The organism is Streptomyces sp. NPDC058872 (assembly GCF_042743065.1).
In the GTDB taxonomy this organism is placed as follows: Bacteria; Actinomycetota; Actinomycetes; order Streptomycetales; family Streptomycetaceae; genus Streptomyces.
The window spans coordinates 23,449-45,577 of the sequence record NZ_JBHYMK010000038.1 but is presented as its reverse complement, the minus strand read 5'-3'; the positions used below and the strand labels follow the sequence as shown (position 1 = coordinate 45,577).

The following is a 22,129-nucleotide window of genomic DNA, read 5'->3' as shown; positions in this document are numbered from 1 at the left end:
GTGGGCGTGGTGACGGACGCCTGGGGCTGGCTCACCACCGGCGCGCACTGGGCGGGCGAGGAGGGCATCGGGCAGCGGCTCGCCGAGCACGCGTACGTGAGCGGCACGGCTCTCCTCGTCGCCTCGGTGCTGGCGCTTCCCTTGGGCCTGTGGCTCGGCCACCTCGGCAGGGGCGGCGTGATCGCGGTGAACGTGTCCAACGTGGGGCGGGCGATTCCCGTCTTCGCCGTGTTGGCCCTGTTCATGGTGTCGCCCCTGCGGAACGCCGGCTACGTGCCGACCGTGGTGGCCCTGGTGCTGTTCGCGGTGCCCCCGCTCCTGACCAACGCCTACGTGGGGGTGCGGGAGGTGGACCGAGCGGCCGTGCAGGCCGCACGGGGCATGGGAATGACGGGGGGCCAGCTCTTCTGGCGGGTCGAACTCCCGCTGGCGCGGCCGGTGGTGATGACGGGGGTGCGTTCGGCCGCGGTGCAGGTGGTGGCCACGGCGACCGTCGCCGCGATGGTGGGGCAGGGCGGCTTGGGCCGGGTGATCACGGCCGGCTTCGCCACGTACGACACCGCGCAGGTGGTCGCGGGCGCCGTGTTGGTGGCCCTGCTCGCCCTCCTGGTCGAGGGCGTGCTCGTGGCGGCAGACCGACTTTTCGAACGACGACGTCGATTTGTTGAACGCTGACTTGAGATGGGTGATCTCGTGAACAGGATCTCGCGTGTCGCGGGCGCACTGCTGGGAACGGCGGCGCTGACCGTCGTCCTCGCGGCATGCGGGGGCGACAGCCTGGAGGAGGGCGGGAAGAAGGACTCCGGCACCTCGGGCGGCGGGGAGAAGGGCTCGCTGGTGGTGGGCGCCGCGGCCTTCACGGAGGCCAAGGTCCTCGCCGAGCTGTACGCCCAGTCGCTGCGGGCCGCCGGATACTCGGTCTCCATCACCACGGTGAAGAACCGCGAGCTGTACGAGCCCTCCTTGGAGAAGGGCGAGATCGACGTCGTTCCGGAATATGCGGCGACGATTGCGGAATTCCTCAATGCGAAGGTGAACGGACCGAAGGCGCCCGAGGAGAAGCCGGTCGCCTCCGGCGATGCGGCGGCCACGGTGGAGGCGCTGCGGAAGCTCGCCGAGCCGCGCGGGCTGAAGGTGCTCGCGGTCGGAGAAGCCGTCGATCAGAACGCTTTCGCGGTGACGAGGGAATTCGCCGAGAAGAACGAGCTGACCACCCTTTCCGATCTCGGCCGTGCGAAGCTCAAGGTGAAGATCGCGGCCGGTGACGAATGTGCGGTGCGGCCCTTCTGCGCGCCCGGGCTGAAGAAGGCGTACGGGATCGACGTGGTGGGGATCGACCCCAAGGGCGTCGGTACGCCGCAGGCCAAGCAGGCGGTCAAGGACGGGGTGGACCAGCTGGTCCTGACCACCACCACGGACGCCACGATCGACAGCTACGGCCTCGTCCTGCTCGCCGATGACAAGAAGCTGCAGAACGCCGACAACGTGGTCCCCGTGGTCAACGCGAAGGACGCGGGGGCACCGGAGATCGCCGCCGCGCTCGACCGGCTCACCCGGGTGCTGACCACAGCGGATCTCGCCGAACTCAACCGCACGGTGGATGCCGAGCGGGCGAAGCCGGAGGACGTCGCCAAGGAGTACCTGGAGGCGAAGGGGCTGCTCAAGAAGTAGCCGGCCGAGGAGGGGCGTCGGCCCGAAACGGAACCGGAACCATTGATAACCACTTCTGGTGGCGAGAAGTGGCCAAGAGATTACCGGGCCGACGCCCCACACGACCCCTACGCACGGTAAATTTCAGGCCATGCCACGTGGACGCCACCGCCATTCCCCGCCTCTGCACAAGCTGCTGCCGCCCTCCGCGGTCGCCGGCGCCGCGGTCGTGTGTGCCGCGGCGGCCTGGCTGCCCGGCGACCTGTTGGTCGCGCGACTGTTCGCGGCTGCCGCAGCCGCAGCCGCCGTCATCGGCGCCGTCCTCATGCGCGGTTGGGACCGGAGCGCCGGCCGGCGGGTCGCCGAACTCGACCGGGCGCGCACCGCCGACCAGTGGAAGGCCGAAGAGCGCATCGCCGAGCTGGAGTCCGACCTGGAGGAGGCCCGTGCGCTGCGCGCCCGGCTCGACTCCAAGCTCCGCGCCAAGCGCGTCGAGCTCGCCGGGCTGCGCGGCGAGCACGCCGACCTGCTCCGCCGGTACGCCACCGCGGAGACCGAGCGGGCCAGCGCCCTGGAGGGCCGCCGCGTCCTCGCCCTGGAGACGACCGGCACCACCACCGCCGATGCCAAGGCACTGCCGGCCGCCGGCTCGACGCCCACCCCGGAGGCGTACCGCCGCGCGGCCCGGGCACTGCGGGACCTCCCGCGCAACGCCGCGGCCCAGCAGGCCCGCCGGACGGCGGAGGCGGCCCGCGCCCGCGACCTCGCCGAGCGCGCCCGCGAGACGGAGGAACCGCGGGGGAAGCACGCGGCGGCTGTCGGGACCGAGCAGCACACCCGTACGGCCGCCACCACCCCCGCGCTGCCCCCGGCGAGTCAGGCCCCGCCCGCCTCCGGCGCCGTGCCGACGGTTCCGGTGGCCGCCGCGATCGTCCCGTACGCGGCCCGCAGGTCCGTTCCGCGCCCTGAGGGCGGCTTCGACTTCTTCGGCGCGCAGAAGGCCGCCGCCATCGAGGCCGCGCAGAACTCCGACCTCGCGGACGTCGTGGGCGAGGAGGCCCTCGAAGAGGCCCTGGCCTCCGGGAGCACCCCGGCCGACCCCGCCCCGGTCCCCCCGGCCGTCAGCGGCCCCGTCCCCGCGGGGCCCCGCACGGTCGGTCAGGTCATCGACCTGACCGCGCACGACGAGACCGAACAGCTGGACATGGCCGAGCTGCGCGGCGCCGTCAACTCGTGACCCGCCGGTCGGTCCGGCTCCCGGCCCGCGCGCGAGTCTGAGGGGGCACCGGGTCCCGGCCCGCGCGCGAGTCTGAGGGGACACCGGGTCCCGGCTCCCGCGGCACGAGTCGCCCCGGCGCCCTGCGGGCCGCAAGGAGTTCGTGGACACCCACCGCGGAGGAACGCGCTTCCTCCGCGGTGGTCGTGTTCCCGCCCGAGGAAGCGACCGCGGGTGCCCGGCCGGTCGGACCGGCACCGCCTCGGCCGGCACCGTCCTCGTCGACACCGGCCCGCGGCCCCGCCCGCTACTTGTCGATGTCGCCCACGACGAAGAACAACGAGCCCAGGATCGCCACCATGTCGGCGACCAGGGTTCCCGGCAGCAGTTCCACCAGGGCCTGGATGTTGTTGAACGACGCCGAGCGCAGCTTCAGCCGGTACGGGGTCTTCTCGCCCTTGGAGACCAGGTAGTAGCCGTTGACGCCGAGCGGGTTCTCGGTCCAGGCGTAGGTGTGGCCCTCCGGCGCCTTCAGCACCTTCGGAAGCCGCTGGTTGATCGGCCCGGGAGCCAGCTCGGCCATCCGGTCCAGACACGCGTCCGCCAGGTCCAGGGAGTTGTGCGTCTGGTCGAGCAGGCACTCGAACCTGGCCAGGCAGTCCCCGTCCTGCCGCACGGCGACCCGCAGGACGTCCTGGAGCTCCCCGTAGGCGAGGTACGGCTCGTCGCGGCGCAGGTCGAAGTCGACGCCCGAGGCGCGGGCGATGGGCCCGGACACCCCGTAGGCGTGCACCGCCTCCGGACTCAGCACCCCGACCCCGCGGGTGCGACCGCGGAAGATCTCGTTCCCGAGGACCAGCCGGTCGTACACGTCCATCCGCGACCGCACGTCCGCGACGGCCTGCCGGGCCCGCCCCAGCCAGCCGGCCGGCAGGTCCTCCTTGAGGCCGCCGACCCGGTTGAACATGTAGTGCATCCGGCCGCCGGAGACCTCCTCCATCACCGTCTGGAGCTCCTCGCGCTCGCGGAAGGCGTGGAAGACGGGGGTGATGCCACCGAGCTCCAGCGGGTACGAGCCGAGGAACATCAGGTGGTTGAGGACCCGGTTCAACTCGGCGAGCAGCGTCCGGGTCCACACGGCCCGCTCCGGGACCTCCATGCCGAGCATCCGCTCGACGGCCATGACCACGCCGAGCTCGTTGGAGAAGGCGGAGAGCCAGTCGTGGCGGTTGGCCAGCATGATGATCTGCCGGTAGTCCCGCGCCTCGAAGAGCTTCTCGGCACCGCGGTGCATGTAGCCGATGACCGGCTCGGCCTCGCGCACGACCTCGCCGTCGAGGACGAGCCGCAGCCGGAGCACACCGTGGGTCGAGGGATGCTGCGGTCCGATGTTCAGCACCATGTCGGTGCTCTCCGCCGCGCCGCCGATTCCGACCGTCGTCTCCGTCATGCGGCCAGTATCCCCTGCCGCCCCGCGCCCCTTGCCGGCCGTGCCCGCCGGACGACCGCAGCCGGGTCAGCGCAGCCGGGTCAGCGGTGCCCGGCGGCCGGGACCCGCTGGGTCAGCCAGAGGAAGTCGCCGAGGCCGCCGCGGGCGGTGAGTTCGGCCGCCTCGCCGGCGGAGGCGAGCGCACGCACGTATCCGGCCGGGTCGGTCGAGGCGAGCGCCATCGGGGGCCGCTCCCCGGACACCCCGAGCCGGTGCAGCGCCTCCCGCTGGCTGACCAGCTCGGCCGCGGGAAGCCCGGGCAGGACGTCCACGGCCGAAGCGGACGCCACCGGGCCGCCCGGGGCCGTCCCCCCGGCCCGGCCGGTGCCCGCGCCCCCGATCCCCACCGGGAGGTTCCCGCACGCGTCCAGGGCCACGTGGGAGGTCAGGTCCCGGGTGCCGTCCGGGACCGGAGGGACCTCGCGGCCCGCCCGGAAGCCGGTGAGGGAGCCGAAGGGCGGTCGGGAGGCCCGTACGTGCGCGTAGTCCACGGCCACCGCGCGGCCCGCCGACAGACAGCCGACGGCCGCCGCCCAGGCCTCGTCCCGGGGGCGCCCGATCTCGGCCCGCGCCCCGGGCTCCCGCAGCGGCCACCAGCGGGCCAGCCAGTCGGCGTCCGGGCCGGTGACGGGTGCGCCGAGCCGTTCGGTGCCGTCCGGTGCGACCTCCACGTACCGGGCCGTGCCCGCCGCGTCCGCCTCGGCGACGTCGACCGGCACGTTGTCGAGCCACTCGTTCGCGAAGAGCAGCCCGTGGACGTTCCGCGGCACCCGGTCGGTCCACTCCACCCGGGGGTCGAGGCCGGCGGGCCGGGCGGCCCGTTCGACCGCGCGGGCCCGCACCGAGAGCGAGGGCCCGACGGCGGCGAGCACCGCCGCGAGCAGCTCACCGCGGCCCGCGCCCACGTCCACCAGGTCGACCTCGGTGGTTCCCAGCTCCTCCGCGACCTCACCGAGCAGGCGCGCCACCGCCGCCGCGAAGAGCGGGGAGGCGTGCACCGACGTGCGGAAGTGCCCCGCCGGGCCCTCCGGGCGCAGGTAGAAGCCCCCGGGGCCGTACAGCGCCCGCTCGGTGGCTTCCCGCCACCCCTGCCACTGACACGTCTCGTCCATCACGTGCCCCAGTCTCCACCTCGGGGAGTACGGCGTCCGGGCGAAGGATCGACCCCACGGTTGATCCCCGGGGTTGCACCCCTTCTTTACTCTGGGTGACGTGCAGCGCCTCTACGACTTCCTCCGCAGACACCCGACGGGCGTCGACACCTTCTGGGCCGTCGTCCTCCTCGGGTTCTCCCTGCTGTGGGTGGCGTCGACCGCTCCTGCGGTCGACCGGCCCGTCGCGTTCGTCGGGGTTGCCGTGCTCTTCTCGTTGGTCGTGGCGCTGCGCCGGCGCGCGCCGGAGCGGATGCTGCTGCTCGCGGTCGGCCTCGGCCTGGTCCAGCTCGGTTTCGGTCTGGAGCCGTTCCTGGCCGATTTCGCCATGCTCGTCATCATCTTCACGGTGGCGGCCCACGACGGCCCCCGCTGGGCGTCCCGGCTGGCACTGATCGGCGGGCTCTGCGCGGCGACCCTGGCCCAGCTGAGGTGGCCGACGGAGGACCCGGGATCCCCTGCGGCCAAGGTCTTCTTCACGATCATCATGACCGTCCCGTTCGCGCTCGCCTGGGTCCTCGGCGACTCGCTCCGCACCCGCCGCGCCTACTTCGCGCAGCTGGAGGAGCGGGCTTCCCGGCTGGAACAGGAGCGCGAGGCCCAGGCCAAGGTCGCGGTCGCCGCCGAGCGGGCCCGGATCGCCCGCGAACTGCACGACGTCGTCGCGCACAACGTGTCGGTGATGGTGGTGCAGGCGGACGGCGCCGCCTACGTCATGGACTCCTCCCCGGAGACCGCCAAACAGGCGTTGGAGACCATCTCCACCACGGGCCGCCAGGCGCTCGCCGAGATGCGCAGGCTCCTCGGGATCCTGCGGACCGGTGAGCACCAGGAGGCCGGGGAGTACGTGCCGCAGCCCGATGTGCAGCAGATCGAGGACCTGGTCGAGCAGGTCCGCGGCGCCGGCCTCACCGTCGACTTCGCCATCGAGGGGAGCCCGCGCCCGCTGCCCAGCGGCGTCGAGCTCACCGCGTACCGGATCGTGCAGGAAGCCCTCACCAACACGCGCAAGCACGGCGGACCGGACGTCGGCGCGAGCGTGCGCCTCGTCTACTTCGACGACGGCCTCGGCCTGTTGGTCGAGGACGACGGCCGGGGCGCCCCGCAGGAGATGTACGAGGACGGCGGCGCCGACGGGCGGGGCCACGGCCTGATCGGCATGCGGGAGCGGGTCGGGATGGTCGGCGGCACGCTGGACGCGGGGCCGCGCCCCGGTGGCGGTTTCCGCATCAGCGCCCTGCTCCCGCTCAAATCCGCTCACTGACGACCCCTAAGGAACCCGCATGACCATCCGCGTGATGCTCGTCGACGACCAGGTGCTGCTGCGGACCGGCTTCCGCATGGTGCTCGCCGCCCAGCCGGACATGGACGTCGTGGCGGAGGCGGGCGACGGGGTCGAGGCCCTTGAGGCGCTGCGCTCCACGGCGGTCGACGTCGTCCTGATGGACGTGCGGATGCCGAAGCTGGACGGGGTGGAGACGACCCGGCGGATCTGCTCGCAGCCCGACGCCCCGAAGGTGCTGATCCTGACGACGTTCGACCTCGACGAGTACGCCTTCTCGGGCCTGAAGGCGGGTGCGAGCGGCTTCATGCTGAAGGACGTGCCCCCGGCCGAGCTGCTGGGGGCGATCCGTGCGGTGCACAGCGGTGACGCGGTGGTGGCGCCGTCGACCACGCGCCGGCTCCTGGACCGCTTCTCGCCGATGCTGCCGTCCTCGGGGAAGGAGACGGGGCCCGCCGGCAGGGGGTTGGAGCGGCTGACGGACCGGGAGCGGGAGGTGATGATGCTGGTCGCACAGGGCTTGTCGAACGGCGAGATCGCCGCCCGGCTCGTCCTGTCGGAGGCGACGGTGAAGACGCACGTGGGCCGGATCCTGACCAAGTTGGGCCTGCGCGACCGGGTCCAGGTCGTGGTCCTGGCGTACGAGACGGGCCTGGTCCGTGCGGGCGGCGGCGCACCCTAGCCGTACGGGCCGGGGCGGGAGCCGTACGGGAGCCGGGCGGGAAGCCGGGCCCGGGGCGGCGGTTCGAGCGGTGCGGCCGGGGAGGCGGCCCGAGCCGTGCGGACGGGGCCCGTCAGCGGAGCACCGACTCCAGGAAGTCGCTGCCGAGCCGGGCGACGACGGACACGTCGAGCTGGTGCAGCACGTACCGGCCGCGGCGCTGGGTGGTGAGCAGGCCGGCCTTCTTCATGACCGCGAGGTGGCGGGAGACCTCGGGGGCGGTGATGTTGTACGCGTCGGCCAGTTCGCCCGTGGTGCTCGCCCCGCGGGCGAGGCTGCGGCAGAGCCGCATCCGCAGGGGGTGGGCAACGGCCTCCAGGCGCCGGGCGACCTCGTCCACGGAGGCCGCCCCGGCGAGTTCGCGGCCGGGGATCGGGTACTGGACGACCGGCTGCCAGCCCGGTGTGTAGAGGGCGAAGAGGTGCGGCCAGCCGAAGGCCGTCGGCAGGAACGTCACCGCGGAGACCTCGGTCCTGGTACGGCCCTGGACCAGCTTGTCGACGACGATCCGGGAACCCGCGCCGTCCTCCTCCAAGGCGATCGCGGGGGAGGTGGCGCCGACCGCTTCCGCCAGGCCCTTGCGGCGCATCAGTTCCGTCTTGTGGCGCGCGTCGGCGGCCAGCTCCACCCGCACGCGGCGCCAGGTGTCGGCGAAGAAGGCCTCGTCGCAGTCCTCCAGGAGCCGCCGGATCCACGCACGCGTGCCCGGCGGGTCGGTCAGCATCCGCTCCACGAAGGCGGCCTGCCGCGGTCCGCGCGCAGCGGCCAGGTCGAGGGCGCGCCGGCGCATCCGCTGGTCGACGAGCGGCGAGCGGGCGCCGTGCGTGTACATGCTGTTGCAGGAGATCTCCAGGGCGGAGCCCACGTACTTCTCGTCGTCCATCCGGTCGAGGTCGTCCAGCTCCTCCGCGAGGGTCTCGCGGGGCTGCGCCGGCAGCAGGATGTCCGAGCGGGTGCTGTTCCACATGAAGTCGGCCTCGTGGAGCCGATCCGCGAGCTCCGGCTTGAGCCCGGCCGTGGTGGCCGTGGTCCAGGCGTGGAGCCGGGGATGGTGCGCGGGCGCGGACAGGGCGTGCAGGGCAGCGCCCAGTTCGGCCAGCGGTGAGGGGCAGAAGGCGATCCGCTCGTGCGGCAGTCCGGTGATGTCGATCGTCACGCTCACCCGCCCATGGTGCGGGACGGGAACGGGGGGCGTCGTCCCGTTTGACGGGTGGCGTCAAACGACGGGCGGGACGGCGGTCGCCCGGCGCACGGTGAGGACATGAACGCGCTGCACCAGTACCTCTTCGACTCCTACCGCGCCGCCCGGCTGGGCGAGCCGCTGCCGCCCGAGCCCGGCACCCACGAGGTGGCCGCGCTGCGGGCGGCCCGGGACCGTCGCCGCTTCGAGCGGGTCCTCGCGGGCCGCCCGGCCCGCGGCACCCTCCGTGCGGCCCTGCGCCGCCGGTTCCGCCTCGGGGACGGCTGAAGGCCGGCGGCGCCCCGCCCGCGGGGCCCGGTCCGGTCGCCCGCGCGGTGTGCCCGACCGCGCCGGCCGGCGGCGGAACGGCGCCGGGCCCGAAGGCGCTCCGAGCCCGGTGCTCAGCCCTCGACGCGCGCCAGGAAGTCCCGCACCGCCGTCTTCACGTCCTCCGCCGTCCACTCCAAGCCCGGCGACGACACCGTCAGCTCGGTCACGGCCACGCCGGGCGGGAGACCCGTCCCGGGTGCGGACCAGCGGCGGAAGAGGGTCACGCCGGTGTCCTCGGTCTGGGCGAGCGCAGCCGCCGTCAGGACCTCGGGGGCGTACGGCAACCAGACCTGGAACTGATGGGTGTGCGGGGTCTCCGGGCGGACCTCGAACCAGCCGGTGCCGGCCTCCGCGAGCGCCTCCCGGACCGCGGCGGCCACCACCCGCGCGTGTGCCACGTACGAGGGCAGCCGGGGCAGCTCGACGTCCAGGCCCCGGAGCGCGGAGAGCGCAGCCGGGTACTGCTGGAAGAGCATCCCGCCGTACCGGTGGCGCCAGACGCGGGCCTCCTCCATGACGTCCTCGGGGCCGGCGAGCGCGGCTCCGGAGATGCCGCCGAGGGACTTGTAGAACGAGACGTACACGCTGTCGGCGAGTCCCGCGACCTCCGCGAGCCCCCGGCCGAAGTGCGTCGGGCACTCCCACAGCCGCGCACCGTCGAAGTGGACCACCGCGTCCCGTTCCCGGGCCGCCTCCACCACCGCGGTCAGCCCTTCCCAGGACGGAAGGACGAAACCGGCGTCCCGCAGCGGGAGCTCCAGCATCAGCGTCCCGAAGGGCTCCGGGTGGTCCCGCACCTCTTCGGCGGTCGGAAGTCGCGGCGCGTCGGTCGGGTGGACCGTGCGGAGCCCGGCGACGGCCACGAGCGCCCCGTCCTCGTGGACCTCCGGATGGGCGAGCGGGTGGAGGGCGACGACGGGGCTGCCGGTCCGCCCCGCCCAACAGCGCAGCACCACCTGCTGGGCCATGGTGCCGGTGGGGAAGAAGACGGCGGAGGGGAAGCCGAGCTCCTCGGCGACGCGCTGCTCCAGCTCCTCCACGAGCCCGTTCCCGTAGGTGTCGGGCCGCTCCCCGTCACGGCCGGAGCGCTGCGCCCAGTCGGCCAGTGCGCGCAGCCCGGACCCGACCGTGCCGTCCAGGAAGCCGTCCCACAGCTTGCGGTCGGCGCCGCCCCACACCGTCGTCCGGTGGAGCTGTGCCGCTTCCTCGTCCGCCACGGTCTCGTCGGTGCCCTCGACGGGTGTCACAGGTTTCACCAGGCGATCATCGCACCACCGCCCACACCCTGTGGACAGCCGCGGAGGCAGGACGAAACGCTGGCGTAGCATGACCAGAAATCGTCCGGTACCCGCCGAGGACTGGAACGGAAGGCCGTCCCCACCGTGAACGCACCAGCAGCGCCCGAGCCCCGAGCCGAGGACCGACCCGCCCGGCTCACCGTAGGAGTCGTCGGCGCCGGCCGCGTGGGTCCCGCCCTCGCCGCCTCGCTCCAGCTCGCGGGGCACCGTCCCGTCGCCGTGTCGGCGGTCTCCGACGCCTCCCGGCGCCGTGCCGCGGAGCTCCTCCCCGACGTCCCGGTCGTCGAGCCCGCGCGCGTCCTCGCCCTCGCCGACCTGGTCCTCCTGACCGTGCCGGACGACGCCCTGCCGGGCCTGGTCGAAGGCCTCGCCGACACCGGCGCCGTACGACAGGGCCAGCTGCTCGTGCACACCTCCGGACGGTACGGGGCACGGGTCCTGGACCCCGCCCGGCGGGCGGGCGCCCTGCCGCTCGCCCTGCACCCCGCCATGACCTTCACCGGCACCGCGGTGGACGTCCAGCGGCTCGCCGGCTGCTCCTTCGGGGTCACCGCGCCCGAGGAGCTGAGGCTCGCCGCCGAGGCGCTCGTCATCGAGATGGGCGGCGAGCCCGAATGGATCGCGGAGGGGGCCCGGCCGCTCTACCACGCGGCGCTGGCCCTCGGGGCGAACCACCTCGTCACCCTGGTGGCCCAGTCGATGGAGCTGCTCCACAAGGCCGGGGTCGCCGCCCCCGACCGGATGCTCGGTCCGCTCCTGGGCGCGGCCCTGGACAATGCACTGCGGTCCGGGGACGCGGCCCTCACCGGACCCGTCGCCCGCGGCGACGCGGGCACGGTCGCCGCGCATGTCGCCGAGCTCCGCAAGCACGCGCCCGGGACCGTCACCGGCTACCTCGCGATGGCCCGTACGACCGCCGACCGGGCGCTCGCCCACGGCCTGCTCAAGCCCGAACTGGCCGAGGACCTGCTCGGGGTGCTCGCGGAGACGACGAGCGGAACCGCCCACCCCGCAGACCCCGCCGACGGGCCGCAAGGAGACGACCGATGACCCCGCCGTTCGCCCGGACGAACGCCGTGCCCGCCGAGAACGCCGTGCCCGCCGAGAACGCCGACGGCGCCCGGGCCGGCCGCCCCGCACCCCAGGGGGCCGCCGCGCTGCTCCCCACGGTCGAGGCCCTCCGCGGTGCCGTCGCCCTCCGGGGCACCCCCGGACGCACCGCCGTGGTGATGACCATGGGCGCCCTCCACGAGGGCCACGCCACCCTGATCCGGGCCGCCCGCGCCCGCGTCGGGGCCGGGGGCTTCGTCGTCGTCACCGTCTTCGTCAACCCGCTGCAGTTCGGCGCGGGAGAAGACCTCGACCGCTACCCCCGCACCCTCGACGCCGACCTGGCGCTGGCCCTCGAAGCAGGTGCGAGCGCCGTCTTCGCCCCCTCCGCCGACGAGGTCTACCCGGGTGGGGAGCCCCAGGTCCGGATCACCGCGGGACCCATGGGCGAGCGACTCGAAGGCGCCTTCCGGCCCGGACACTTCGACGGCATGCTGACGGTCGTCGCCAAGCTGCTCCACCTCACCACGCCCGACCTGGCCTTCTTCGGTCAGAAGGACGCCCAGCAGCTGGCCCTGATCCGCCGCATGGTCAAGGACCTGAACGTCCCGGTCGAGATCGTCGGCGTGGAGACCGTCCGCGAGCCCGACGGCCTCGCCCTGTCCAGCCGCAACCGCTACCTGTCGACCGACGAGCGACGGACGGCCCTCTCCCTGTCCCGTGCGCTGTTCGCCGCCCGCGAGCGGCTCGCCGCCCAGCAGGCGCTCCGGGCCAGGGCCGCCGCGCTGCCCGGCGCCCAGGAGCGTGCCGAGAACCGCGCCGAGGCCCTGTCCCGGCTCGGCGAGGCCCGGGCCGCCGCCGATGCCCACGCGGTCGCCCAGGCGGTGGAGGGCGGCTGTGCCGAGGCTGTGCGCGCCGCGGCCCGCACGGTGCTGGAGGAGGCGGCCAAGGCCGAGCCGCCGCTCGTCCTGGACTACCTGGCCCTGGTCGACCCGGCCGACTTCACCGAGGTCGGCGGCGCGTACGACGGGGAGGCGGTCCTCGCCGTCGCCGCGCGGGTGGGGACCACGCGCCTCATCGACAACATCCCCCTGACCTTCGGAGTCACCAAGTGACCGGAATACGGCTGCACGCGCCCGCACCGGGCTGGGACATCGACGCCGACGTCGTCGTGGTCGGCTCGGGGGTCGCCGGCCTCACCGCCGCCCTGCGCTGCACCGCCGCCGGGCTCCGCACGGTGGTCGTCACCAAGGCCCGCCTGGACGACGGCTCCACTCGCTGGGCGCAGGGCGGCATCGCCGCCGCGCTCGGCGAGGGCGACACCCCCGAGCAGCACCTCGACGACACCCTCGTCGCCGGGGCCGGGCTGTGCGACGAGCGGGCCGTGCGGGCCCTGGTCACCGAGGGGCCCGACGCCGTCCGCCGGCTGATGGCGACGGGCGCCGACTTCGACAAGGACTCCGCCGGCGAGATCGCCCTGACCCGGGAGGGCGGCCACCACCGCCGTCGGATCGCGCACGCGGGCGGGGACGCGACCGGTGCCGAGATCTCCCGGGCCCTCGTGGAGGCGATACGCGACCGGGGCGTGCGTTTCATCGAGCACGCCCTCGTCCTGGACCTCCTGACGGACGCCGGGGGACGTGCCGCGGGCGTGACCCTGCACGTGATGGGCGAGGGACAGCACGACGGCGTCGGCGCCGTCCACGCCCCCGCGGTGGTCCTCGCCACCGGCGGCATGGGCCAGGTCTTCTCCGCCACCACGAACCCGGCGGTCTCCACCGGCGACGGCGTGGCGCTCGCGCTGCGCGCCGGGGCTGAGGTCTCCGACCTGGAGTTCGTGCAGTTCCACCCGACGGTGCTCTTCCTCGGAGCCGGCTCCGAGGGCCAGCAGCCGCTGGTCTCCGAGGCGGTGCGCGGCGAAGGCGCCCACCTGGTCGACGCCGACGGGGTCCGCTTCATGCTCGGGCAGCACGAGCTGGCCGAGCTCGCGCCCCGGGACATCGTCGCCAAGGCGATCACCCGTCGGATGCAGGAGCAGGGCACCGCGCACATGTACCTCGACGCCCGTCACTTCGGCGCCGCGATGTGGGCGGAGCGCTTCCCCACGATCCTGGCCGCCTGCCGGGCCCACGGCATCGACCCGGTGACGGAGCCGATCCCGGTCGCCCCCGCCGCCCACTACGCCTCCGGCGGCATCCGCACGGACCTGCACGGCCGGACCACCGTGCCGGGCCTGTACGCGTGCGGGGAAGTCGCCTGCACGGGCGTCCACGGAGCCAACCGGCTCGCCTCGAACTCCCTCCTGGAGGGCCTGGTCTTCGCCGAGCGGATCGCCGCGGACGTCACGGCCTCCGCTCCGCGCGCGCCGGGCGTCCCGGTGCCGCCCCCGGTCCCGGTGACCCTGCCGCTGCCGGTGGCCGGGGCCCGGAGCCGCATCCAGCGGATCATGACCTCCGGCGCGGGGGTGCTCCGCTCGGAGGCCAGTCTGCGGGGGGCCGCCGAAGCCCTCGACGCCCTGCACGGCGACGCCGTGGCGGGCGGCACCGACGACACCAAGGCGGCCGAGCCGGGGGTGGACTCCTGGGAGACCACGAACCTGCTGTGCGTCGCCCGGGTGCTGGTCGCCGCGGCCCTCCGCCGCGAGGAGACCCGCGGCTGCCACTGGCGCGAGGACCGGCCCGAGCGGGACGACGCGTGGCGCCGGCACCTCGTCATCCACCTCACGCCGGAGCGGACGCTCGACGTCCGCACCACTGAAACGCCCGACTTCCCCCCCCACCCTCGACGCCCCAGGGAGCCGTAAGTGAGCACGCCCGAGGAAGCCCGTCCCGAAGCCGTGGACGTCCCCCTCATCCAGATCAACACGGTCTCCTCCGACGAGGCCGACGGCTGTGGCGACGACTGCGGCTGCGGCGGCGAGGAGTTCGAGTGCGGGCTCGACCCCGCCCTCGCGCAGCTCCTCGAGGACGCCGGTCTCGACCCCGTCCAGGTGGAGGACATCGCCCACCTCGCGATCGCCGAGGACCTCGACGGCGGGGTCGACGTGACGACCGTGGCGACCGTTCCCGAGGACGCCGTGGCCACCGCCGACTTCACCGCCCGCGAGGCCGGCGTGGTGGCCGGCCTGCGGGTCGCCGAGGCCGTGCTGTCGATCGTGTGCACGGACGAGTTCGAGGTCGAGCGGCACGTCGAGGACGGCGAGCGCGTCGAGGCCGGGGACGTGCTCCTCAGCGTCACCGCCCGCACCCGCGACCTGTTGACCGGCGAGCGCAGCGCACTGAACATCCTGTGCCGCCTCTCCGGCATCGCCACCGCCACGCGCGCCTGGGCGGACGCCCTGGAGGGCACGAAGGCGAAGGTCCGCGACACCCGCAAGACGACGCCCGGCCTGCGCGCCCTGGAGAAGTACGCGGTCCGCTGCGGCGGTGGCGTCAACCACCGCATGTCGCTTTCCGACGCCGCCCTGGTGAAGGACAACCACGTGGTGGCGGCCGGTGGCGTCGCCGAAGCGTTCAAGGCCGTGCGCGAGCTGTTCCCCGAGGTCCCGATCGAGGTCGAGGTCGACACGATGCACCAGGTCCGCGAGGTCCTGGACGCGGGCGCCGACCTGATCCTGCTCGACAACTTCACCCCGATCGAGACCGAGGAGGCCGTCGCGCTGGTCGCGGGCCGCGCGGTCCTGGAGTCTTCGGGCCGCCTGACCCTGGAGAACGCGGCGGCGTACGCGTCGACCGGCGTCGACTACCTGGCGGTCGGCGGGCTCACCCACTCCTCCCCGATCCTCGACATCGGCCTCGACCTGCGCGAGGTGCGGGCCTGATGCTGCTCACCATCGACGTCGGCAACACGCACACGGTGCTCGGTCTCTTCGACGGCGAGGAGATCGTCGAGCACTGGCGGATCTCCACGGACCCGCGCAGGACCGCCGACGAGATGGCGGTCCTGCTGCAGGGACTCATGGGCATGCACCCGTTGCTCGGCGTCGAGCTGAGCGACGGCATCGAGGGGATCGCCATCTGCGCGACGGTCCCCTCGGTGCTGCACGAACTGCGCGAGGTGACCCGCCGCTACTACGGGGACGTGCCGGCGGTCCTGGTGGAGCCCGGTGTCAAGACGGGCGTGCCGATCATCACGGACCACCCGAAGGAGGTCGGCGCGGACCGCATCGTCAACGCGGTTGCGGCGATGGAGCTGTACGGCGGTCCGGCGATCGTCGTGGACTTCGGCACGGCGACGACGTACGACGCGGTCACCTCGCGCGGCGAGTACACCGGCGGGGCGATCGCGCCGGGCATCGAGATCTCGGTGGAGGCCCTCGGCGTCAAGGGCGCCATGCTCCGCAAGATCGAGCTGGCCCGCCCCCGCAGCGTGATCGGCAGGAACACGGTCGAGGCCATGCAGTCGGGCATCGTCTTCGGTTACGTGGGGCAGGTCGACGGCGTGGTGGCCCGGATGAAGCGGGAGCTGGTCGGGGCGAAGGGCGACCCCTCCGACGTCACGGTGATCGCGACCGGTGGACTGGCGCCGATGGTCCTCGCCGACTCCAAGGAGATCGACGCGCACGAGCCCTGGCTGACCCTGATCGGCCTGCGCCTCGTGTACGAGCGGAACGTCTCCCGGATGTGAGGCACCGGCCGGTTACGGGAGGCGGGTGATCGTTCCGGCGCGCCGGAACGATCACTAGGGGGAAATTGTCCGATTAGCGCGTATCGTCGGCCCATGCCCACGCCCTACGGATCCCGCGGCGGCATGGCGTTCAGTGCGGACGAGCTGCGTGTGCTCCGTCGCGCCCTTGCCATTGCCCTCCACCCTGCCCCCCTCCAGGTCGAGGACGTCCAGGACTGCCTCCGCCTGGCCGAATCCGTGGACGAGGCGGTCCGCGAGGCCGGCCGGCTGCGCGCCTTCCTCCTTGACGACCTGGTCCGCTACCGCGAGGCGCTGCCCGGGTCCCTCGCCGGCTACCTGGAGCTCCTCCGGGACGCACTGGCCGCCGGCTACGACCCCGGGGTCGACGACCTCGCCGCCCTGCGCGCCCTGCGCCGCAATCCGGCCGCCGCCGAGCTCCTCGAACGCTGCCAGGTCCTCGCCGAGCGCTCGGTCCGCACGCGCCTGGCCCGGGTCTCCCAGGCCACCTCCTCGACCGCGGCCGGCACGGCCACCGGCTCCCGGGCCCGACTGCTCGCCCTTCCGGGCGGGCGCGGGGCGGGGGACGAGCCCAAGCCGAACCCGCCCGCCCCGGCCGAGCGCCCGGTGCCCAAGCCCTCCGAAGTGTTTCCGCCGCGCCGCCGCCCCGTTCCGCCGCCCCCGCCCGAGGAACGGGTCGCCGGGTAGCTACCCTGAACACCATGGACTACGTATCCGCGCTCCTGCCCCCCGTCGTGATGGCCGCCTTCTTCATCGGCCTCGTCGTCACGATCGTCAAGAGCCAGGGCGGCCCCAACAAGGCCAAGGAGGACGCGTTGGTGGACGCGACCCTCGCGCGCGCCGAGGCCGCCCGTCAGGCGGACGGTCCTTCCGCTTCCTGAGGCACCCGGCCCCGCACCGCCGAGGACGCGCGACCCTTCGTGGGCGTGCGTCCTTTTCGTTGTTCTTCCTGCGCGGACGACGGCTTATTGCTGCTTTGCGCACTATGGTGACGTTGTGCCCCGTCCATTGGGAGAGCTCGAAGACGCCGTCATGACGCGCGTTTGGCAGTGGAACCGCCCGGTGACCGTCCGGGAAGTCCTGGAGGACCTCCAGCAGGAACGGTCCATCGCCTACACCACCGTCATGACCGTCATGGACAATCTCCATCAGAAGGGCTGGGTCCGGCGGGAAGTCGAAGGTCGTGCCTATCGTTATACGGCGGTCTCCACCCGGGCCGCCTACTCGGCCGCACTGATGAACGAAGCGTGGGCCCGGAGCGACAACCCGGCCGCCGCACTCGTCGCCTTCTTCGGGATGATGTCGCAGGAGCAGCGCGAGGCCCTCAACGACGCCATTCGCATCGTCCAGCGCGACGCCCCGCAGTCCCCCCCTCCGGAGGAGGGCGCCGAGGGAACCGGGGCCCGGGAGCGATAGCGTCCCCCCATGTCGCCGTCTGCTTCCCGGGCCGCCTCCGCGGCCATCGCCAAGGCCGTCACCGTCCGTAGGGCCCGCACCAGTGATGTCGCCGCGATCCGACGCCTCGTCGATCCTTTCGTGCAACGCGGCATCTTGCTCGACAAGGCGACGGTGACCCTTTACGAGTCCATCCAGGAGTTCTGGGTCGCGGAGCGCGACGAAGACGCCACCGTCGTCGGTTGCGGCGCACTCCACGTCATGTGGGAAGACCTTGCCGAAGTCCGCACCCTCGCCGTCGACCCCGACTCGAAGGGGGCCGGCGTCGGGCATCAGGTGTTGAACAAGTTGCTGCACACCGCCCGATGGATCGGGGTTCGGCGGGTATTCTGCCTGACCTTCGAAGTCGACTTCTTCGCGAAGCACGGCTTCGTTGAGATCGGAGAGACCCCGGTCGACGGAGATGTCTACAGCGAGCTTCTGCGTTCCTATGACGAGGGAGTCGCCGAGTTCCTCGGTCTCGAACGAGTGAAGCCGAACACCTTGGGCAACAGTCGGATGCTTCTGCACCTGTGACGGGGAAGCTCCCGGCTTCCTCTCCCGGAAGCCCCCGGAACCCTATGTCCGAATCGCGCACGTTTCCCGCGTTGTCGAGGTTCTGAACCTCTGCCAGGGGTTTGTGTTTTTCCCGGAAAAGCGGTTTCCTTTCCGCGTACTGCATTTTCGATGAAAGGAAATCCGGTGGCACAGAAGGTTCAGGTCCTTCTTGTCGACGACCTCGACGGCGTCGAGGCGGACGAGACCGTGACGTTCGCGCTGGACGGCAAGACCTACGAGATCGACCTCACCACCGCCAACGCGGAAAAGCTCCGTGGCCTGCTCGAGCCGTACACCACGAGTGGCCGTCGCACCGGTGGCCGCAGCGCCGGCGGTCGCGGCAAGGGCCGCGCCGCCGCCACGGGCAGCCAGGACACGGCGAAGATCCGCGCGTGGGCCAAGGAGAACGGCATGAACGTGAACGACCGCGGCCGCGTTCCCGCCGACATCAAGGCGGCCTACGAGGACGCGAACCGCTGAGGCGACAGCTGCTGAGCCGCCGGCCCCGCCCCATGGGCACGGGCACTCAGCAGCCGCGTCCGGTGGCACTCCGCCGCGGCGGCTGCCACGAGACGCACCAAGCACGGGGGGGTCGCGGGGCCCCACGGCGCGGACCGCAGCGCAGGCAGCGAGGACTCGACCTCGCGGCCGGGCGCGGGGGCCCGCAGCCACACCGCGGCGCCCGGCGCGCCGGATCCGCTCCGCCCCGGGGGGAGGGGCGCGGTCATCCGGCCGTCGGTGCCCAGCGCGGCGAGGTCCAGCGAGATCCCGCCCCATTCCAACCAGTCGAGGAGTCCGGGCAGCTCTTCCGCGCTCCCCGCGGCCACGAGCAGCCCCATCCGGCGCCCCACCAGGGCCACCGGCCCCGTCTCCGTGCCCATCCGGTGCAACACGCCCCGGCCGGCCGCAGCGGGCAGCTCCAGGACGTCGAAGCGGAGTCCGGTGACCAGTCGCACCGGAGGGCCCGCCACCGTCGCCCAGCCGAGCTCGTCCTCGTACCACCGTGCGAGCCCGCCGTCGGACGGGGTGCGGGGCGGCGGAACGGTGAAGGCCATGCCCGGGGAACTCCCGAGGGGCCGCGTTGGTTACGCCCCGGGCGCCTCCCGCCGCCCGCCTTTCCGTGACGCGTCGTGCCGGTCCGGATGCGCAAGGTGTCCGGGATGGGGCGTACGAGTGCATTCGGGCGCGCAAGGGTGTTCGCTGGTAGCGGAGGGAACCGGGGTGCGCCGCATGGAGTGTCGGTCCTTACGGGTAAGACATTCCTAGTGGAGAGGGGCGACTCGCGGGCCTCGGCGTCTCACGTTCGCCATCGGCGTACTGAAGGCGCGGGTAACTACTTGGCCTGCGGGAACATCGTCTCGCACCATCGAGTTGGAGCATTTGTCGGCTGTTCGGCAGCAGGCCTCCCCGCTGAAGAGGGGGTGATCCGGACGGATGTCGGCAGTTGGAATGAGCGGTCCCCGCTTGCGGGACTAAGCTGCGGAAGGACAGGGAGGGGATCGACCCCTAACTGACTGACCGCTCTGAGGAGCGATTAACGATGTTCGAGAGGTTCACCGACCGCGCGCGGCGGGTTGTCGTCCTGGCTCAGGAAGAAGCCCGGATGCTCAACCACAACTACATCGGCACCGAGCACATCCTTCTGGGCCTTATCCACGAGGGTGAGGGTGTCGCCGCTAAGGCCCTGGAGAGCCTCGGGATTTCGCTCGAGGCGGTCCGCCAGCAGGTGGAGGAGATCATTGGTCAGGGCCAGCAGGCCCCGTCCGGGCACATCCCCTTCACCCCTCGCGCCAAGAAGGTCCTGGAGCTCTCGCTCCGCGAGGCCCTCCAGCTCGGCCACAACTACATCGGCACCGAGCACATCCTGCTCGGCCTGATCCGCGAGGGCGAGGGCGTCGCCGCCCAGGTCCTCGTGAAGCTGGGTGCCGACCTCAACCGGGTGCGGCAGCAGGTCATCCAGCTGCTCTCCGGCTACCAGGGCAAGGAAGCCGCCACGGCGGGCGGTCCTGCCGAGGGCACTCCCTCGACGTCCCTGGTCCTCGACCAGTTCGGCCGGAACCTCACCCAGGCGGCCCGCGAATCCAAGCTCGACCCGGTCATCGGGCGCGAGAAGGAGATCGAGCGGGTCATGCAGGTGCTGTCCCGCCGCACCAAGAACAACCCGGTCCTGATCGGCGAGCCCGGCGTCGGCAAGACCGCCGTCGTCGAGGGCCTGGCCCAGGCCATCGTCAAGGGCGAGGTGCCCGAGACCCTCAAGGACAAGCACCTCTACACCCTGGACCTCGGCGCGCTGGTCGCCGGCTCCCGCTACCGCGGTGACTTCGAGGAGCGCCTGAAGAAGGTCCTCAAGGAGATCCGCACCCGCGGCGACATCATCCTGTTCATCGACGAGCTCCACACCCTCGTGGGTGCGGGCGCCGCCGAGGGCGCGATCGACGCCGCCAGCATCCTCAAGCCGATGCTGGCCCGCGGTGAGCTCCAGACCATCGGTGCCACCACGCTCGACGAGTACCGCAAGTACCTGGAGAAGGACGCGGCCCTGGAGCGGCGCTTCCAGCCCATCCAGGTCGCCGAACCGTCGCTGCCGCACACGATCGAGATCCTCAAGGGCCTGCGCGACAGGTACGAGGCCCACCACCGGGTCTCCATCACCGACGAGGCCCTCGTCCAGGCCGCGACCCTGGCCGACCGGTACATCTCGGACCGCTTCCTCCCGGACAAGGCGATCGACCTGATCGACGAGGCCGGTTCCCGGATGCGCATCCGTCGGATGACCGCGCCGCCGGACCTCCGCGAGTTCGACGAGAAGATCGCCGGCGTCCGCCGCGACAAGGAGTCCGCGATCGACTCGCAGGACTTCGAGAAGGCCGCTTCCCTGCGCGACAAGGAGAAGCAGCTCCTCGCCGCGAAGGCCAAGCGGGAGAAGGAGTGGAAGGCCGGCGACATGGACGTCGTCGCCGAGGTCGACGGCGAGCTGATCGCCGAGGTCCTCGCGACCGCCACCGGCATCCCGGTCTTCAAGCTGACCGAGGAGGAGTCCTCGCGCCTGCTCCGCATGGAGGACGAGCTCCACAAGCGCGTCATCGGCCAGAAGGACGCCGTCATCGGCCTCTCGCGGGCCATCCGCCGTACCCGTGCGGGTCTGAAGGACCCGAAGCGCCCCGGTGGTTCGTTCATCTTCGCCGGTCCGTCCGGTGTCGGTAAGACCGAGCTTTCGAAGGCGCTCGCCGAATTCCTCTTCGGTGACGAGGACGCGATGATCTCCCTCGACATGTCGGAGTTCAGCGAGAAGCACACGGTTTCCCGTCTCTTCGGTTCGCCGCCCGGATACGTCGGCTACGAAGAGGGCGGCCAGCTCACCGAGAAGGTGCGTCGCAAGCCGTTCTCCGTCGTCCTCTTCGACGAGGTCGAGAAGGCCCACCCCGATATCTTCAATTCCCTTCTCCAGATCCTGGAGGACGGTCGTCTGACCGACTCCCAGGGCCGGGTCGTGGACTTCAAGAACACGGTCATCATCATGACCACCAACCTCGGGACCAGGGACATCTCGAAGGGCTTCAACCTGGGCTTCGCGGCTCAGGGCGACACGAAGTCCAACTACGAGCGGATGAAGGCGAAGGTCAGCGACGAGCTGAAGCAGCACTTCCGCCCGGAGTTCCTCAACCGTGTGGACGACATCATCGTCTTCCCGCAGCTGACGCAGGACGACATCCTCCAGATCGTCGACCTGATGATCAGCCGCGTCGACGAGCGCCTCAAGGACCGGGACATGGGCATCGAGCTCTCCCAGTCGGCGAAGGAACTGCTCGCGAAGAAGGGCTACGACCCGGTGATGGGCGCCCGGCCGCTGCGCCGGACGATCCAGCGCGAGATCGAGGACACCCTGTCGGAGAAGATCCTCTTCGGCGAGGTGCGCCCCGGTCACATCGTGGTCGTCGACACCGAGGGCGAGGGCGAGGAGCGCACCTTCACCTTCCGCGGCGAGGAGAAGGCGGCCCTGCCGGACGCCCCGCCGGTCGAGGCGACGGGCGGCTCGGGCCCGAACCTCTCAAAGGACGCGTGACACCACGCTGAGCCCGATGCGCCGAAGGGGCGGCCCCGGAGACCCGATGGGTCCCGGGGCCGC

22 protein-coding genes are annotated in these 22,129 nt (G+C 72.5%); 17 read left to right on the top strand and 5 right to left on the bottom strand.

From position 1 onward, the window contains the following. The 3 genes from ACFW22_RS23310 (at window position 1) to ACFW22_RS23300 (ending at window position 2,887) form a co-directional block, all read left to right on the top strand. Window positions 1-675 (top strand): ABC transporter permease, encoded by a 675-nt coding sequence (locus ACFW22_RS23310; RefSeq protein ID WP_386407900.1) that lies wholly within the window; start codon window positions 1-3, stop codon window positions 673-675. Between the two features lie 6 nt (window positions 676-681). Beyond that, window positions 682-1,671, top strand: coding sequence for an ABC transporter substrate-binding protein (locus tag ACFW22_RS23305; protein ID WP_386407898.1), 990 nt, complete (start codon window positions 682-684; stop codon window positions 1,669-1,671). Window positions 1,672-1,801: 130 nt separating this feature from the next. Continuing rightward, window positions 1,802-2,887 (top strand): hypothetical protein, encoded by a 1,086-nt coding sequence (locus ACFW22_RS23300; RefSeq protein ID WP_386407896.1) that lies wholly within the window; start codon window positions 1,802-1,804, stop codon window positions 2,885-2,887. Window positions 2,888-3,173: 286 nt separating this feature from the next. Here the strand turns inward: ACFW22_RS23300 and ACFW22_RS23295 are convergent, their stop codons facing one another. Together ACFW22_RS23295 and ACFW22_RS23290 are read right to left on the bottom strand one after the other, a co-directional pair. Then, window positions 3,174-4,316: an NADH-quinone oxidoreductase subunit D gene (locus tag ACFW22_RS23295; protein ID WP_386407894.1), complete on the bottom strand. Its 1,143-nt coding sequence runs from the start codon at window positions 4,314-4,316 to the stop codon at window positions 3,174-3,176. Between the two features lie 80 nt (window positions 4,317-4,396). Beyond that, window positions 4,397-5,467: an SAM-dependent methyltransferase gene (locus ACFW22_RS23290; protein ID WP_386407954.1), complete on the bottom strand. Its 1,071-nt coding sequence runs from the start codon at window positions 5,465-5,467 to the stop codon at window positions 4,397-4,399. A gap of 100 nt (window positions 5,468-5,567) precedes the next feature. Between ACFW22_RS23290 and ACFW22_RS23285 the strand changes: the two genes are divergently transcribed. Beyond that, on the top strand, window positions 5,568-6,770 hold the full coding sequence (locus ACFW22_RS23285) for a sensor histidine kinase (protein ID WP_386407892.1): 1,203 nt from the start codon (window positions 5,568-5,570) through the stop codon (window positions 6,768-6,770). A 19-nt stretch (window positions 6,771-6,789) separates the two neighbouring features. Beyond that, on the top strand, window positions 6,790-7,470 hold the full coding sequence (locus tag ACFW22_RS23280) for a response regulator (RefSeq protein WP_386407890.1): 681 nt from the start codon (window positions 6,790-6,792) through the stop codon (window positions 7,468-7,470). Window positions 7,471-7,582: 112 nt separating this feature from the next. Here the strand turns inward: ACFW22_RS23280 and ACFW22_RS23275 are convergent, their stop codons facing one another. Beyond that, window positions 7,583-8,671: a DUF5937 family protein gene (locus tag ACFW22_RS23275; RefSeq protein WP_386407888.1), complete on the bottom strand. Its 1,089-nt coding sequence runs from the start codon at window positions 8,669-8,671 to the stop codon at window positions 7,583-7,585. A 99-nt stretch (window positions 8,672-8,770) separates the two neighbouring features. Here ACFW22_RS23275 and ACFW22_RS23270 point away from each other — a divergent pair, with 99 nt between their 5' ends. After that, window positions 8,771-8,977, top strand: a complete 207-nt coding sequence (locus tag ACFW22_RS23270) for a hypothetical protein (RefSeq protein WP_386407886.1) — start codon at window positions 8,771-8,773, stop codon at window positions 8,975-8,977. A 113-nt stretch (window positions 8,978-9,090) separates the two neighbouring features. Here ACFW22_RS23270 and ACFW22_RS23265 read toward each other — a convergent pair whose 3' ends face one another. Next, entirely contained in the window at window positions 9,091-10,275 is a 1,185-nt protein-coding gene (locus ACFW22_RS23265; protein WP_386407884.1) for a threonine aldolase family protein, read from the bottom strand. Between the two features lie 126 nt (window positions 10,276-10,401). Between ACFW22_RS23265 and ACFW22_RS23260 the strand changes: the two genes are divergently transcribed. The 10 genes from ACFW22_RS23260 (at window position 10,402) to ACFW22_RS23215 (ending at window position 18,483) form a co-directional block, all read left to right on the top strand. Beyond that, on the top strand, window positions 10,402-11,367 hold the full coding sequence (locus ACFW22_RS23260; protein WP_384871680.1) for a Rossmann-like and DUF2520 domain-containing protein: 966 nt from the start codon (window positions 10,402-10,404) through the stop codon (window positions 11,365-11,367). Continuing rightward, entirely contained in the window at window positions 11,364-12,482 is a 1,119-nt protein-coding gene (gene panC, locus ACFW22_RS23255) for a pantoate--beta-alanine ligase (protein ID WP_386407881.1), read from the top strand. Before ACFW22_RS23260 ends, panC begins: the two co-directional genes overlap by 4 nt. Then, window positions 12,479-14,170 (top strand): L-aspartate oxidase, encoded by a 1,692-nt coding sequence (locus tag ACFW22_RS23250; RefSeq protein WP_386407879.1) that lies wholly within the window; start codon window positions 12,479-12,481, stop codon window positions 14,168-14,170. The genes panC and ACFW22_RS23250 overlap by 4 nt, the downstream gene beginning before the upstream one ends. Next, window positions 14,171-15,187, top strand: a complete 1,017-nt coding sequence (nadC, locus tag ACFW22_RS23245) for a carboxylating nicotinate-nucleotide diphosphorylase (protein ID WP_386407877.1) — start codon at window positions 14,171-14,173, stop codon at window positions 15,185-15,187. After that, entirely contained in the window at window positions 15,187-15,993 is an 807-nt protein-coding gene (locus ACFW22_RS23240) for a type III pantothenate kinase (protein ID WP_384871691.1), read from the top strand. Before nadC ends, ACFW22_RS23240 begins: the two co-directional genes overlap by 1 nt. A 123-nt stretch (window positions 15,994-16,116) precedes the next feature. Beyond that, window positions 16,117-16,698 (top strand): hypothetical protein, encoded by a 582-nt coding sequence (locus ACFW22_RS23235; protein ID WP_386407952.1) that lies wholly within the window; start codon window positions 16,117-16,119, stop codon window positions 16,696-16,698. A 14-nt stretch (window positions 16,699-16,712) separates the two neighbouring features. Beyond that, a complete protein-coding gene (locus ACFW22_RS23230; RefSeq protein ID WP_386407875.1) occupies window positions 16,713-16,892 on the top strand; it encodes a hypothetical protein in 180 nt (59 codons plus the stop codon). 115 nt (window positions 16,893-17,007) lie between these two features. Further along, window positions 17,008-17,427 carry a BlaI/MecI/CopY family transcriptional regulator gene (locus tag ACFW22_RS23225; protein ID WP_386407873.1) on the top strand — a complete coding sequence of 140 codons (420 nt, stop codon included), beginning with the start codon at window positions 17,008-17,010 and terminating at the stop codon, window positions 17,425-17,427. Between the two features lie 9 nt (window positions 17,428-17,436). Next, window positions 17,437-17,982: an amino-acid N-acetyltransferase gene (locus ACFW22_RS23220; protein WP_386407871.1), complete on the top strand. Its 546-nt coding sequence runs from the start codon at window positions 17,437-17,439 to the stop codon at window positions 17,980-17,982. A gap of 165 nt (window positions 17,983-18,147) precedes the next feature. Then, a complete protein-coding gene (locus tag ACFW22_RS23215) occupies window positions 18,148-18,483 on the top strand; it encodes an Lsr2 family protein (protein ID WP_386407869.1) in 336 nt (111 codons plus the stop codon). On the opposite strand, the gene ACFW22_RS23210 is transcribed toward ACFW22_RS23215, so the two are convergent. Beyond that, the gene (locus ACFW22_RS23210) at window positions 18,462-19,058 is read right to left on the bottom strand and encodes an SCO3374 family protein (RefSeq protein ID WP_386407867.1); all 597 of its coding nucleotides are present in this window, start codon (window positions 19,056-19,058) and stop codon (window positions 18,462-18,464) included. The genes ACFW22_RS23215 and ACFW22_RS23210 overlap by 22 nt on opposite strands. A gap of 485 nt (window positions 19,059-19,543) precedes the next feature. Between ACFW22_RS23210 and ACFW22_RS23205 the strand changes: the two genes are divergently transcribed. After that, complete coding sequence (locus tag ACFW22_RS23205) at window positions 19,544-22,066, top strand: ATP-dependent Clp protease ATP-binding subunit (RefSeq protein WP_386407865.1); 2,523 nt, start codon at window positions 19,544-19,546, stop codon at window positions 22,064-22,066. The last annotated feature ends 63 nt before the right edge of the window (window positions 22,067-22,129 follow it).